The organism is Microvirga aerophila (genome assembly GCF_003332305.1).
GTDB lineage: Bacteria > Pseudomonadota > Alphaproteobacteria > Rhizobiales > Beijerinckiaceae > Microvirga > Microvirga aerophila.
Genome location: NZ_QOIO01000015.1, coordinates 1 through 14291 on the forward strand (window position 1 = coordinate 1; position 14291 = coordinate 14291).

The window sequence follows — 14291 nt, forward strand, 5'->3', positions numbered from 1 at the left end:
CACAAGACCAAGGTCAGCCGGGCGGTCAGGGCCTTGGAGGAACGGCGCTGGCTCAAGCGCCGCGAGAGCAGCGAGGATCGCCGGGAGGAAATCCTGACCCTCACGGCCCTGGGTCGAAGGGTCTATGACGATATCGTCCCACGGGCGATGGCGTTCGAAAAACGTTTGCTCGCCGCCCTGGGTCCGGAGGCGGCCTCCCTGCTCTCGACCCTCGACAAGCTTGAGCAAGTTCTCGAAGCGCATTGAGGGAGGCTCGGCGAAGTCCTTATTTGGACCACGACAGCACAAATGCCTGCCTCAGCATCTCGGTTGCCGATCAGCCTTGGCAACGAAATCGTGATTGGGGAAATGGAGCGGACCGGAGCCGGCTGGCTTGCCAAGCCGTGTTGCAGTGCAGCAAATATGCGCTCCCAACTTACCAGCCAAGGACCTCTTATGACTCTCGACCGTTTCGCTCCGCTGGCGCTCAGCCTGATGCGCGTTGTTTTCGCCGTGACGTTCTTTGCCCATGGCACCCAGAAGATCCTGGGTTTCCCGGCCAGCAACATGAACCCGGCCGCGTTCTCGTTGCCCTGGATCGCCGGTGTCCTGGAACTCGTCGGCGGCGCGCTGCTCATCGTGGGTCTCTTCACGCGTCCGGTCGCCTTTGTGCTCTCGGGCCTTATGGCCTTCGCCTATTTCATGGCCCATGCGCCCAAGAGCTTCTTCCCGGCGCTCAACGGGGGCGACGCCGCCATCCTGTTCTGCTTCGGCTTCCTGTACCTGGTGTTCGCAGGTCCCGGCTCCCTGAGCCTCGATGCGTATCTCGGACGCAAGTCGGCAGGCGGATCCGCCAAGGCTAACGGCATTCCCCAGGCGGCGTGACGCCTCGGCGACAGGCCGTCTGCCCGCGCTGCGACCGGGCGACACCTTACCTTGTCATGGCCGGGCCCGTTCCGGCCATTTCCATGAGCAGAAAGCCACGCAAGCCGGACAACCGGCGCAACGCTAGGCCCCTGGCAGGCGGCGAACTCGGAGTCGCTTCCGGCCGGGCGTCCATTGACCTTTTCGGCGGAGCTTCTAGCCTCTTCTCCTCCTGCTGGAGGTGAACCGATGCGACACGCTTGGCGGCTCATTCTGATTTCGGCACTTTCGTTCCTAGCGACTCACGCACCCGCCATGGCGCAGACCACCACGGTGCGCGTCGGCCATTTTCCCAATATCACCCATGTGCAGGCGCTGGTGGCCCGCGCCCTCGAAAGGCAAGGGAAGAACTGGTTCGCCGATCGGCTCGGCTCCGGCGTCAAGATCGAGTGGTACGCCTACAATGCAGGGCCGAGCGCCATGGAGGCGATCTTCGCCAAGGCGATCGATCTCACCTATGTGGGACCCAATCCGGCCCTGAACGCCTATGCGCGCTCCCGCGGCGAGGAGTTGCGCGTCATCGCCGGCGCGGTGAACGGCGGCTCCGCCCTTGTGGTGCAGCAAGGGAGCAGCCTTGCCAAACCGGCGGATTTCCGCGGCAAGCGCATCGCCACACCACAATTCGGCAACACCCAGGATGTGGCTGCCCGCGCCTGGCTTGTCGCCGGAGGCTTGCGCATCACCCAGACCGGCGGCGACGCACAGGTCGTGCCGACATCCAATCCCGACCAGTTGTCCCTGTTCCAGAACAAGCAGCTCGACGCGGTCTGGACCGTGGAGCCCTGGGTGTCGCGCCTGGAATCGGAGGCGGGTGGTCAGGTCCTGGTGGAGGAAAAGGACGCCATCACGACCATTCTCACATCAAGCGCGGCCTTCCTGGCGAAGGATCGCGACCTCGCGCGGCGCTTCGTGGCGGCGCATCGCGAACTCACCGACTGGATTCGCCAAAATCCCGAAGAGGCCCAACGCCTTGCGCGTGATGAATTGCAGGCCGCGTTCCGCGTGGAGATGGCGCCCGAACTCGTTGCCCGCGCGTGGGCCCGCATGGCCGTGACGTCGGACACGAGCCTGCAGGCCTTCCAGGCCTTCGTGACAAGCGCCCAGCAGGTTGGCTTCCTGCGCGGCACGCCTGACCTGGATCGACTGATCGAGGCGCCCTGAGTGCGGCTCGAGGCTTCTATGACGGATACCGCGCCCAAGCTCATCGTCGAGGGCGTTTCCAAGCGCTTCGCCACGTCGCGGGCCGCTGTTCAGGCGTTGGACAACGTCTCCCTCGACATTGCCGGGGGAGAGTTCGTCTGCCTCATCGGCCCGAGCGGCTGCGGCAAGTCCACGCTTCTCGACATCATGGCGGGCCTCACCCTGCCGGATGCAGGCCGGGTGATGGCCGATGGCAAGCTGGTCCAGGGGCCCGGGCGGCAACGCCTCGTGATGTTTCAGGAATCGGCCCTGTTTCCGTGGCTCGACGCCTTCGGAAACGTCATGTTCGGGCTGAAGCTTCGGCCTGACCTAAGTAGCGCCGAGCGGAAGAAGATCGCCGAACACTTCCTGCATCTCGTCGGTCTGGAGAAGTTCAAACACGCCCATGTGCACGAGCTTTCGGGTGGCATGAAGCAGCGGGTCGCCCTGGCGCGGGCGCTCGCACCCGACCCGCAGGTGCTGCTCATGGACGAGCCCTTCGCAGCGCTTGACGCCCTCACGCGCGATCAGCTCTACGACGACATCCAGCGCATCTGGATAGAGAGCCGCAAGACCATCGTGTTCGTGACGCACAACGTGCGCGAGGCCGTGTGCCTGGGAGACAGGGTCGTCCTGATGTCGCCCTCGCCCGGACGCATCTCCCGGATCTTCGACATCCCCCTGCCGCGCCCGCGCGACATCAACAGCCCGGATCTCGCCGGTTATACCTCGCAGGTCGCGGCAGCCCTCAAGGGCACCCTGAGAGGGAGCGTTTCCGAATGAGGCGCGTGGCCGTGGCTTTCCTCTTCTTCGCGGCCCTCGTGGTCCTGTGGGATCTTGCGGTGCGCAGCGGCCGCTGGTCGATTGTGCTTCTCCCGTCGCCCGTGACCGTGGCGGAGTATCTCTGGGGGGCGGCGCTTGACGGCAGTCTCTGGGAAGCCGCCTGGGTGACCCTGAAACGGCTCCTCATTGGCTATGTGGCCGGGGTGATCATCGGTCTGCCCCTCGGGCTTCTGACCAGCACCTCGCAGGTTCTCGAAGACACGGTCGGATCGCTCGCCCTGGGGCTCCAGACCCTGCCGAGCGTGTGCTGGGTGCCCCTGGCGCTGGTGTGGTTTGGGCAGTCGGAAGGCGCGATGCTCTTCGTGGTGATCATGGGCACGGTCTGGTCCGTGATCATCGCGACCGATCACGGCGCGCGCACGATCCCGCCGATCTACGCCCGCGCGGCCCGCACCATGGGATCGGAGGGTTTCCATAAATGGACCCGGGTGATCCTGCCGGCCTCGCTGCCGTTCCTGGTCAGCGGCATGAAGCAGGGCTGGGCCTTCGCCTGGCGCTCATTGATGGCGGCGGAGATCTACGTGACGATCCTGACCGGCTTCGGCCTCGGCCATCTGCTCCATTACGGGCGCGAACTGAACGCCATGGAGCAGGTGATCGGAATCATGATCGTCATCGTGCTGATCGGCCTCCTGGCGGACCGCCTCTTGTTCTCGCCTTGGGAGCGCTTCCTGCATCACCGCTGGGGCACGAACGTGAAGGAGACGTGAGCTCCCCTCGGGCCCCGTCGGAGAGGCGATTCCCTTGAAGGTGAAGAGTCGCACGACGGTGCCGTCCCAACCTTCGGTCAGCACCTCGGCGGTGTTGCCGCTTTCCTGGGACACCTGCGCGGCTTCGATCGCCGCCCGAATCGCATCGTTTCGCCGCCGGAAGACGCGGAGGATTTCGGCGTTCAGCCGCACGGCCCAATGATCGCCGGCAGGCACAATCTCATAACGGTCAAGCTGCATGGCCGCCATTTAGGGCAGCTTAACCTTACGTAAAGGATAAAAGCGATCTGTTTCGGCCCACCAGGAGGGGGTGATGATGGCGCACGTGCCAGGTCATCCCGAATGCCGAAGGCGATCCGGGATGACGGCGCAAAAGGACGCCGCCAGGGCCTTGAGCCCGAGAGCGGGGCGATCAGCCGGTTTATCAGGAACCGGTGTTGAACGAGTACGACACCGTCAGGCCCAGGCTGTATTGGTTCTCCGAACCGAACTGCTTGACGATCGGGCTGTCGGCCGCATCGCCCACGAGACGCCGGTAGGCCACGTAAGCGGTCGTGGACCAGGCAGGGGACCATTCATAAGTCACGCCCGCAAGCGCGCCGACCGACGTGATGCCGCCGGATGGGTTATAGGGAGTCACCTGGCCGTTGAGGGCCGCCTCGAACGGCGTCACGCCGAAATAGGTTCGGGTGAATTCATTGTCGCCCAGCGCGAGGCGCGGCCCGAGGGAGGTGGTGAAGGCGCCGAACCGCTGGACCCAGTCGAGGCCCAGGTCCGCCACGAATCCCTCATGGCCGCCGAAGCCGCGGCGGATCTCCGCGCGGGCGCGCAGGAACTCCACCGGCCAGTATTCCACGAAGATGCCCGGCTCCACCGCCCAATCGACCTTGCGCAGGCCGAAGAGTTCCCGGTTGTCCTCTAGGTAGCGCCCACCCTGAAACCGGCCGACGACGCCGATCCGGAAGGCGGAATCGTCGAGAAACGAGAAGCTGACCCCATCGTCCGGGGCGCTAAAGCGCTCGGGCGTTCCAGCGCGGCGCAAGCTCACCGACGGGAAACCGTAGAAGCTGAGGTCGTCCGAGCCCGGATAGGACGGGGCGGCCCGAAGGTTCGCCTTGAGGGTGACGGTCCAGCCCGAGGTGGTGATCGGCTCGGGATTGAAGAACAGGTCCGCCGCATCAGCGGGTGCCATCGTCGAGGCCATCGCCAGAAGAGATACGACGCCAAGGGATTTCGACAAACGCATGGCTGCTCCTGTGCGGTTCGGACCCTTCCGTCGTGACCTCAAACTGCCTTAAGGTCAAGCCACATCGGCGGTCTGCCGTTACGACAGCGAGCAGCGTGGCCAAACCGATACAGAATCAAGGTTTCCGAATTCTTTCCGCCGTCTCGCCCTGCGACGGGTAACAACCTATAGGCCACAGGTTCACACCAGGAGCTTCCATCCATCATGTACGGTATCGGCATCATCGGTCTTGGCGTCATGGGACGACGGTTCATCGAAGGCCTAAAGGCCAATCCGGATTTCAGGATCGTGGCCGCCTACGATCCGGCGCCGGTCGAGACCGACGTGCCGCGCGTGTCGAGCATCCAAAGCCTTCTCGACGACCCTGCCATCGACTGCATCTACATCGCGACGCCCCCCACCACCCACGAGGAACTCGTGCGCGCCGTGGTTCAGGCCGGCAAGGCCGTGTTCTGCGAAAAGCCCCTGACGGCCTCAGTTACGAGCGCACGCGCCTGCCTGGAGACGGTCGCTCGCGCAGGCGTTCCGGCGGCCGTGAACTTTCCCTTCGCGACGGCTCCGGCGGCCGTTCGGCTGAAGGAGCTGGTCGAGACCGGCGCACTGGGCGACGATCTCACGGCCCATCTGACCTTGCGGTTCCGCACCTGGCCTCGGGGCTGGCAGCAAGGCGCGGCCGCCTGGCTCGCTGGCCCGGAACAGGGCGGCTTTACCCGGGAGGTCGTTTCCCACTTCGCGTTCCTGGCCCTTCGCCTGTTCGGGCCGGGGCAGCTTGTGGATCGCGAGGTGATGCGTGGGCCGCTCGGCAGCGAAACCCGCGTGCGGGCGGTCCTGCAATTCGCCAAGGCTCGCATGACCATCGACGCCGGCGTGGAGGGCGACGCCGAGGAGTTCAACCGCTTTGAGGTGAAGGGATCGAAGGACCTCGCCGTGATGACAGAATGGTACCGGCTCACCCATTCGGGCGGCAACATCGAGCCGGTCCGGGCGGACGGCCATCAGATCGCCGAGCTGGCGAAGCTCCTGGGTGGAAAAGAAAACCGCCTCGCGACTTTGCGCGAGGCGGCTTCGGTGGTCGACCTCATCGAGGGGATTCTGTCGGAGAGGCAAACCTCTACAGCGGCTTGAGCCCGGCCTCGATCTCCGCCCGGCGCGGCTCCAGGAACGGCGGCAGCGCCAGTCGCTCGCCCAGCGTCTCCATGGGTTCGTCGGTGGCGAATCCTGGTCCGTCCGTGGCGATCTCGAACAGGATGCCATTGGGCTCCCGGAAATAGAGGCTCTTGAAGTAATAGCGGTCGACGGGGCCGCTCGACGGAGCCCGCAAACTGCGCAGGCGCTCGGCGCAGGCCTGGTAGGTCTCCTCGTTCGGCGTGCGGAACGCCACGTGATGCACCCCGCCGGCGCCCGGGTAGGCGGGCGCCAGATGCGGCTCCACGGCCACATGGAGTTCGGCCGAAGGTCCGCCCTCGCCCATCTCGAACACGTGGACCGGCGTGTCGCCCGAGCGGTATTCCCGCGCGGCCCGCATATCCAGGCCGTCGGTCAGCACGATGGCCGTGCGATCGAGCTTGGGCACGCTGATGGTGACGGGGCCAAGGCCGCGGATCTGGTGCTCGGCCGGCACAGGGCTACGATCCCACGGATGCGGCCCGTCGCCAGTCCCACCATCGTCCACGAGGCCCAGGCGCTGTCCCTCCGGATCCTCGAAGTCGATCCAGAGGCGGCCGTCCCGCTCGACGATGCCGGAATGCGTGACCTTGAGAGCGTCGAAGCGCTCCTTCCACCATTGCAGACTCCGCTCGCCGCTCACCCGCAGGGCCGTATGCGAGATGCTGTGGGTGCCGCGCCGCTCGCGCTGAACCGGCCAGTCGAAGAACGTGAGGTCGGTGCCGGGAGACGCAAGGCCGTCCGCATAGAACAGGTGATAGGCGCTGACATCGTCCTGGTTCACGGTCTTCTTCACGAGGCGCATGCCCAGCGCCTGAGTGTAGAAGGCATGATTGCCGGCGGCGTCGGCCGTCACGGCGGTCAGATGATGAATTCCGGTGAGTTGCATAGCGCACTCCGTTGCTGTGTTGCGAAGAAGATATGATTGCAACAGCGCAATGGCGATGGCGGAGGGCGCCAAAGGTGGCTTGCTAAAACGCAAAGAGACGCCGCCGCCACACCTCTCCCTGAGGGAGAGGTCGAGCGCAGCGAGGGTGAGGGGTTACGTCCTCTCCGGACAGGGCACGCCCCTCACCCGGACCTGAAGGCCCGACCTCCCCATGGGAGAGGTGAAGAAGCGGCCCGCCTCAACATCCTCACCCGGACGCTGAGGTAGCCCCACCCCGCAAAGGAGGAGGGAACCCGTGTCACACCTCAAGCCGCCTTGGCGCGCAGATCGTCCGGCGTCACGTCGTCCGGGATCGGGCACACATAAGTCCTGCCGCCGGTGCGCTCCTGCAATTCCGCCTTGGCGCGGGCAATGAGGTCCGGGTTGCGCAGGCAGTCGGCAGCCGTTGCCGCCATGGCTTTGGCGGCCAGCACCATGCCCTTGTGGGCGGCGGGCAGATTGCCCTGCGCCACGAGTTGCCAGGTGTGAAACGGGGTGCCGATGGCAAAGCACGCGGTGTGGCATTGCACCGTCGGCACGATCCAGCTCACGTCGCCCACATCCGTCGTGCCCATCATGACCTCCTCGCGGGTCGGCATGGACAGGACGCCGTCGTGAAGCACCTGCGTCTTCAGCGAGATGTCATAAGGCTTCACGCTCGCCAGGATTTCCTCGTCCGTGAGAGACGCCTTCCTGAGCTTTTCGGCGAAGGCGAAATCGCTCCTGTCGAAAGGCGGCGGGCCGAGGCGCTTCATGTTCTCGTACATGGCCTCCTCGAGCGCCCGGTTGGGCACGATGTTCGAGGTGGCGTCGGTGATCTGCACCGTGACGCTGGTCTCGGTCATGAGCGCCGCGCCCTCGGCGATCTTCTTCACGCGCTCGAACAGGCGTTCCGCGTCCGGCAAATGCGGCGAGCGCACGAGGTAGAGCGATTCCGCATAGGCCTGCACTACGTTCGGGGCATCGCCGCCCGTGTTGGTGACGGCGTAATGAACGCGCGCGTCGGAGGGCATGTGCTCGCGCATGTAGTTCACGCCCACATTCATGAGCTCCACCGCATCGAGCGCGCTACGGCCCACATGGGGCGATGCGGCCGCATGGGCGGCGCGGCCCTTGAAGCGGAAGTAAGCCTGAATGCAGGCGAGCGAACTCGTGGTCACCACCTCGTTGACCACGTTCGGGTGCCAGCAGAAGGCGGCGTCGAGATCGTCGAACAAGCCCGCGCGGGCCATGAAGGTCTTGCCCGATCCGCTCTCCTCCGCCGGGCAGCCGTAATAGCGCACCGTGCCTGCGATTCCTTCGGCCTCCAGCGCATCTTTAAGCGCAACAGCCGCAAGCGCGGAGCCGGCGCCGAGAAGGTTGTGGCCGCAGCCATGCCCGGGTGCGCCCCTGACCGTGGGCGAATGCTCGGTCAGGCCTGATTTCTGCGCAAGATCGGGCAGCGCGTCGAACTCGCCGAGAATTCCCACGATGGGTCCGCCGCGCCCGTACTCGGCCACCAAGGCAGTTGCCATGCCGCCCACATTTCGCGTGATGCGAAAACCCTCGGCCTCCAGCGTCGTGATCTGTTCCTCGACCGACCGGTGTTCCTCGAAGGCCAGCTCCGGCATCGCCCAGATGCGGTCGCTCAAATCACAATAGGCCTGCGCCTTGGCGTCCACGCCGCGGGCGATTTCATCAAGGCTCAAACGGTCGTTCTGCATTCTGCTCTCCTGGCGTCGATCATGTGCGGCACATGATCTAGCCGGAACGCGAGTTTCTGTCAGCCGACCGCGAACAGATCCCGGTTGTCGGACGAGGCCTGCGGCTCCTCGAAGGCGTTCGGGTCGCCCGGTCCGGTCTCCCACCCGAGATCAGGCAGCGCGATGATGCGAAGGCCTCGCGGGTCGTTGCGGGTCACCACGATATTGCGGCTTTCCATATAGGCCACGAGACGCCGGGCCCGGCCGGGGGAGCGGCTGCCGCAGGCGCGGGCGATCTCGCCGTCCGGCGGACAGGGTGCGCCCTCGAGCGCCGCGCGGGCCAACAGCAGGAAGACGCCCTGGATGTCTTCCGCCAGATCGGCCGCGAAGGCGACGGCGCGGTCCCATTCCGGTCCCTCGGCGGTCGCCGTGTCGACACCCGCGCGGGCCACTGCGAGGCGGCGGCGGAAGGCCGGCAGGCTCAACGGCTCGCCGCCGACGCGGCGGATGCGGCAGCGCACCAGAAAGTCCTGGTAGAGCACCGCGACGGTGCGGAACGCTGCCTCCGGATCGTCGAGGATCTCGCGCAGGACGGCATCGACCGCGGCATCCCGTTCGGCCTTGGTTTCCTCCGTCGCCTCGACTTGCGCCTCCGGCGCGGCGGCCGGACGCGTGCGGGCGAGCTGGGCCAGAAGGTCGTTGGTGGACGGGGCCGGCGGCGGAGGGGCACGGCGCGGCATGACCGGGCGCACCGGCTCGTCCTCGCCCGGCTTGAAGATGAGATCGCGCGCGTCCTCCTTGGGTTGCTCTGGCAACGGCACGAGCTTGAATGTGCCGCTGCGGGCGGAGGTCTCCACATCGCCGATGCGGATCGGCACCGGCCGGCGCGCCAGGGCGGGCCCGAGGGCCACGAAGTGGCCGCGCTCCAGGTCGCGGAACATCTCGGCCTGCCGGCGCTCCATGCCGAGAAGATCGGCCGCGCGGGCCATGTCGATGTCCAGGAAGGTGCGGCCCATGAGGAAGTTTGAGGCTTCCGCCGCCACGTTCTTGGCCAGCTTGGCGAGGCGCTGCGTGGCGATGATGCCCGCAAGTCCGCGCTTGCGGCCGCGGCACATGAGGTTGGTCATGGCCCCAAGGGAGACTTTTCTCGCCTCGTCCGACACGTCGCCGGCGGCGGCGGGCGCGAAAAGCTGCGCCTCGTCCACCACTACCAGCATGGGATACCAGAAATCGCGGTCCGCATCGAAGAGGCCGCCCAGGAAGGCCGCCGCGCAGCGCATCTGCGCCTCGGCGTCCAGGCCCTCCAGGCTCAGCACCACGGAGACCCGGTGCTGGCGCACCCGGGCGGCAATGCGCTGGATGTCGCCCTCGCTGCGCGAGGCGTCCACCACCACGTGGCCGAACTTGTCGGCGAGCGTGACGAAATCGCCCTCCGGGTCGATGATGGCCTGCTGGACAACCCCGGCGCTCTGCTCCAGGAGCCGGCGCAGCAGATGCGACTTGCCGGAGCCGGAATTGCCCTGGACGAGCAGACGCGTCGCCAGAAGCTCCTCCAGGTCGAGCAGAGCCGACGTTCCTCCCGGTGCGGAGGACACCACCCCCATGTCGATCCCAGCCTTCATCAGCCTCCCTCAGCCCCAATCCCGAACCGGCTTGGTCCTAACACGGCAATCATGAGGAAAGTGCCCTCCGGCGACGAATCCTCCACAGGCTTGCGTCGCTATCCCCAGGCATGAGGCCGCAGGCACGGGGAGGAAACAACGCATCACCGGGGTCATTAACCTTCCGCTTTTCCTCGTGGGTCGCAGGAGGAACGATGTTTCTGGTCTTTTCCGCTCTTGATGCCTTTGCCGGAGCCGCGATCCTTTCAGTCGAGGGCTCCCACCAGCCGGTCATGACGGCTGCCGTGGCGCAACCCCTCATCCAGGATACAGGCCCGCCGCCCGCCGCGGCCGCCCGGGCGGAGCGGATTTTCGAGTATACCGGCATCGCGCTGCTGCTCGTGATCATCGTCTCCGTGGTCATGATCCTGATTCGGCAACGGCGCTAGACCGGGGCTCAATCGGCAACCGCCGCCTCGGCGGCCTTGACGGCGCTGCCGCGCAGGGGCCGCTCCTCCATGGCCAGCAGGAACAGGAACGCGATGGCGAACCCGATGGCGGCGGCGATGAACACGCGCGAGAACACGTCGCTGAGATTCACGCCGCTTTGTGCGGCCGAAGCCGCCAGGCTCTCGAAGCTCCCGCCCCCGCTCAGGCCAGCGCCGGTGAGGACGATCGCCCCGAAGATCGCCACGATGAAAGCGCCGCCGAGCGAGCGAAAGAAATTCGCCGTGCCGGTCGCGGTTCCCAGTTCGTGCGGCGCGACCGCGTTCTGGATCGCCACGGTGGAGACCGGCAGGAGCGTGCCGAGACCGACGCTGATGAGGGCTAGGACCAGCTCGACCGCCACGAGCGGCATCCGGGCGCCGATAGCCGCCATGACGGCGGTTGCGATCATGGCCACCAGGAGGCCGGCGATCGGCAGGTGCTTGTAGTGCTTTACCTTGGCCATCGCGCGCCCGGACACGGTGGCGCCCACGACCGTGCCGGCCATGAGCGGGATCAGGGCGAGGCCCGAGAGGCTGGCCGAGAGGCCGCGCACGTTCTCGAAATAGACCGGAAGATAGATGGTGAGGCCGATATAGGTGCCCATGCCGAAGCAGGCCGCGAGGGTGCCCATGCGCACCACGGGATTGTGCAGCACGCCGGGCGGAATCAGCGGTTCCAGGGCAAGGCGCATGCGCACCGAGAATAGCCCCCACAACACCACCGAGGCGGCGAAGAGACCGAGGACCGGCCACGAGCCCCAGGGGTAACGCAGGCCGCCCCAGCTCAGGCCGAGGAGGAGCGAGACGGTGGCCAGCACCAGGAGCAGCGCTCCCAGGAGATCGAGCCTGTGCGGCCGGTCGAAGCGCGGCAGTTTTTTCAGCCCGTGATAGGCGATCACTAAGGCCACGAGGCCCAGCGGCAGGTTGATCCAGAAAATCACCGACCAGTGCAGGTGCTCGGCGAAGAAGCCGCCCAGCACCGGTCCGAGCAGGCTCGCGGTCATGAAGACGCTCGCGAAATAGACCTGGTATTTTCCGCGCTCCTTCGGCGGCACGAGATCCGCCACGATGGTCTGCGCCAGCGCGATCAGGCCACCGCCGCCGAGGCCCTGGACGCCCCGGGCCAGGATAAGGGCGAACATGGTGGGAGCCAGGGCGCAGGCGACGGAGCCGATGATGAACACCACGATGCCGATCAGCATGGTGATGCGGCGGCCGTGACTGTCGCTGAACTTGCCGTAGAGAGGCGTCACGGCGGTGGCCGTGAGCAGATAAACGGTCACCACCCAGGGCAGGTGCTCCAGGTCGCCGAGCTCGTGACCGATGGTGGGCAGGGCCGTGGCGATGATGGTCTGGTCGAGGGCCGCCAGCAGCATCGACAGCATGACGCCAAAGATGATCCTGCGGATTTCGGCTTGGCTCAATTCACGTCCCGGGCCGCGGTGCAGGGTCTCGTTCGTTCGCTGATCCATCGTGTCCGTCGCGTTGCTTCCGCCCATCTATGGCAAGCGGGAAGGCATTTGTCTTAACGCCCGTTGCAGGGCAGATATGCGCCTCGGCCCGACGCCATGGCGGATCGGTGCGGACGGAACGGCTGGCAGGATCGCCTGTTCCATCCACCCGCGGAAAGCCTCGCGGTGGTCGGGGCTGATTCACGGTGAAACATCGCCGCCCCGGCCCTCATCCTGAGAAGCGAAGCATTCCGAAGCACGAGGGCGTCTAAGGCATCCGCTGGAACGTCCTTCGAGACGCCGCTGACGCGGCTTCTCGGGATGAGGTAGAGAGTTATCGGAAGACACTCGGCATGCGGTCGGACGGATGAGCAAGGCTCTCAAGGTCTGCAGTGTTGCGGCGCTGGTCTTATCGGCCCTCAGCCTCGGGCCGTCCTTCGCCCATGTGCTCGAGGCCCCGCCGCGCCTGATGGTCTGGTCGCCGGAACTGTGGCGCGACGCGACCGTGTTCAACGGCCAGTTTCGGCTCTTCGCGCTTGTGGGCGCGCCGATCGACCTCGGGGCGATCCTCGCCGCGGCCATCCTGGCCGGCGTTCTGCGCAAGGAACGCGAGCCTTTCCGATGGGCGCTGGCGGGCGCAGTCCTGCTCACCCTCGGCCTCGTCGTATGGTTCGGCTGGGTTGCCCCGGCGAACTCCGTGCTGGCAACCTGGGTTCCTGGTCCGATTCCGGATGATTTCAACGCGGTTCGCCATCGCTGGGAGACGGGACATATGGCGGTTGCGGCCCTCAAGCTCATCGGCTTCATCGCCATCGTGCTTTCGGTTGTCCGCACCAGCCGTTAGCCGGTGCTTGCCGAAAGCGCCCCCTTCGGGCTAACGACCCTTTCATGACGCCTCGCACCCGCCTGTCCGTCTCGCAAGCCCGCCGCATCGCGCTCTCCGCCCAAGGCTTCACCGACGCGCGCCCGGCCGCCCCGGCCGCCCGCCACGTCGCCAGGGTTATCAACCGCTCGAACCTGCTTCAGATCGATTCGGTGAACGTGCTGGTGCGGGCGCATTACATGCCGCTCTTCTCCCGACTCGGGGCCTATGACCGCGCGCTCCTGGAGACGAGCGCCTACCATCCGAAGAAGCGCGCCACATTCGAGTACTGGGGGCACGAGGCCTCCCTCATCCGGCTCGATCTCCACCCGCTCTTCCGCTGGCGCATGGCCCGGGCGGCCCGGGGCGAAGGCATCTATGGCGGGCTCGCCCGGTTCGGCCGGGAGAAGCGCGCCTTCATCGACGGGGTGAGGCGCGAGATCGAAACGCGCGGTCCCATGGGAGCGGGCGAATTGAGCGATGGCGGCAAGAGCCAGAGCGCCTGGTGGGGCTGGAGCGACGGAAAGCGGGCGCTCGAATGGCTGTTCTGGGCCGGTGAGGTCACCACCGCCACGCGGCGCGGTTTCGAGCGCATCTACGACCTGCCCGAGAGGGTGCTGCCCTCCGCTGTCCTGAACGCCCCGACGCCGCCGGAGGACGAGGCGCAGCGCGAACTCCTGCGGCTGTCGATCCGGGCGCTCGGCGTCGCCAGCGAGCGCTGCCTGCGGGACTATTTCCGTCTCGAGCCCTCTGACGCGAAGGCCCGCATCCCGGAACTGGTGGAGTCGGGAGACCTTGTCCCCGTCACGGTGGAAGGCTGGAACGCCCCCGTCTATCTCGACCCGCAAGCCCGCCTTCCGCGCCGGGTCGAGGCCAGGGCCCTCGTGCCGCCGTTCGATCCCATCGTATGGGAGCGCACCCGCACGGAGCGATTGTTCGATTTCCGCTACAGGATCGAGATCTACACCCCGGCCGAGAAGCGCGAGTTCGGCTATTACTGCCTGCCCTTCGTGCTGGGCGACAGGATCGTCGCCCGTGTAGACCTCAAGGCGGACAGGGCCAACGGCCGGCTCATCGTCCACTCGATCCATCCCGAGGCCTCCGCGCCGCCCGACGAGATCGCCCCGGCCCTGGGCGAGGAACTGCGCCTGATGGCGCATTGGCTGGGGCTTGGCGATATCGCGGTCCCGGATCAATCGACGAAGCGGATCGGCGCGATTCTTGCGTGATGGCG

Annotated in this window: 14 protein-coding genes; 9 read left to right on the forward strand and 5 right to left on the reverse strand. The window is 66.4% G+C overall.

Annotated elements, in window-relative coordinates; all coding sequences use genetic code 11:
* From DRB19_RS10015 to DRB19_RS10035, 5 genes are all read left to right on the forward strand, one after another.
* On the forward strand, positions 1–246 hold a 246-nt coding region (locus DRB19_RS10015), incomplete at its 5' end, for a MarR family winged helix-turn-helix transcriptional regulator (protein ID WP_162815640.1).
* Between the two features lie 189 nt (positions 247–435).
* A complete protein-coding gene (locus tag DRB19_RS10020) occupies positions 436–864 on the forward strand; it encodes a DoxX family protein (RefSeq protein WP_114185907.1) in 429 nt (142 codons plus the stop codon).
* A 228-nt stretch (positions 865–1092) separates the two neighbouring features.
* Positions 1093–2064, forward strand: coding sequence for an ABC transporter substrate-binding protein (locus tag DRB19_RS10025; protein ID WP_114185908.1), 972 nt, complete (start codon positions 1093–1095; stop codon positions 2062–2064).
* Between the two features lie 18 nt (positions 2065–2082).
* A complete protein-coding gene (locus DRB19_RS10030) occupies positions 2083–2865 on the forward strand; it encodes an ABC transporter ATP-binding protein (RefSeq protein WP_114185909.1) in 783 nt (260 codons plus the stop codon).
* On the forward strand, positions 2862–3635 hold the full coding sequence (locus DRB19_RS10035) for an ABC transporter permease (RefSeq protein WP_114185910.1): 774 nt from the start codon (positions 2862–2864) through the stop codon (positions 3633–3635). Before DRB19_RS10030 ends, DRB19_RS10035 begins: the two co-directional genes overlap by 4 nt.
* Before the next feature lie 424 nt (positions 3636–4059).
* Here DRB19_RS10035 and DRB19_RS10040 read toward each other — a convergent pair whose 3' ends face one another.
* Positions 4060–4881, reverse strand: a complete 822-nt coding sequence (locus DRB19_RS10040) for a MipA/OmpV family protein (protein WP_114185911.1) — start codon at positions 4879–4881, stop codon at positions 4060–4062.
* Between the two features lie 204 nt (positions 4882–5085).
* On the opposite strand from DRB19_RS10040, the gene DRB19_RS10045 reads away from it, so the two are divergent.
* Positions 5086–6006 carry a Gfo/Idh/MocA family protein gene (locus DRB19_RS10045; protein ID WP_114185912.1) on the forward strand — a complete coding sequence of 307 codons (921 nt, stop codon included), beginning with the start codon at positions 5086–5088 and terminating at the stop codon, positions 6004–6006.
* Here DRB19_RS10045 and DRB19_RS10050 read toward each other — a convergent pair.
* The 3 genes from DRB19_RS10050 to DRB19_RS10060 all read right to left on the reverse strand — a co-directional run bounded on the left by DRB19_RS10050 (position 5993) and on the right by DRB19_RS10060 (position 10277).
* Positions 5993–6934, reverse strand: coding sequence for a ring-cleaving dioxygenase (locus DRB19_RS10050; protein ID WP_114186004.1), 942 nt, complete (start codon positions 6932–6934; stop codon positions 5993–5995). The genes DRB19_RS10045 and DRB19_RS10050 overlap by 14 nt on opposite strands.
* Positions 6935–7239: 305 nt before the next feature.
* The gene (locus DRB19_RS10055; RefSeq protein ID WP_114185913.1) at positions 7240–8676 is read right to left on the reverse strand and encodes a M20 family metallopeptidase; all 1437 of its coding nucleotides are present in this window, start codon (positions 8674–8676) and stop codon (positions 7240–7242) included.
* Positions 8677–8735: 59 nt separating this feature from the next.
* On the reverse strand, positions 8736–10277 hold the full coding sequence (locus tag DRB19_RS10060) for a helicase HerA domain-containing protein (protein ID WP_114185914.1): 1542 nt from the start codon (positions 10275–10277) through the stop codon (positions 8736–8738).
* 194 nt (positions 10278–10471) lie between these two features.
* Between DRB19_RS10060 and DRB19_RS10065 the strand changes: the two genes are divergently transcribed.
* Entirely contained in the window at positions 10472–10705 is a 234-nt protein-coding gene (locus DRB19_RS10065) for a hypothetical protein (protein WP_114185915.1), read from the forward strand.
* Between the two features lie 8 nt (positions 10706–10713).
* Here the strand turns inward: DRB19_RS10065 and DRB19_RS10070 are convergent, their stop codons facing one another.
* Positions 10714–12216: an MDR family MFS transporter gene (locus DRB19_RS10070; RefSeq protein WP_114186005.1), complete on the reverse strand. Its 1503-nt coding sequence runs from the start codon at positions 12214–12216 to the stop codon at positions 10714–10716.
* A 346-nt stretch (positions 12217–12562) separates the two neighbouring features.
* On the opposite strand from DRB19_RS10070, the gene DRB19_RS10075 reads away from it, so the two are divergent.
* A complete protein-coding gene (locus DRB19_RS10075) occupies positions 12563–13039 on the forward strand; it encodes a DUF1772 domain-containing protein (protein ID WP_114185916.1) in 477 nt (158 codons plus the stop codon).
* Positions 13040–13083: 44 nt separating this feature from the next.
* A complete protein-coding gene (locus DRB19_RS10080; protein WP_114185917.1) occupies positions 13084–14286 on the forward strand; it encodes a winged helix-turn-helix domain-containing protein in 1203 nt (400 codons plus the stop codon).
* Positions 14287–14291: the final 5 nt, after the last annotated feature.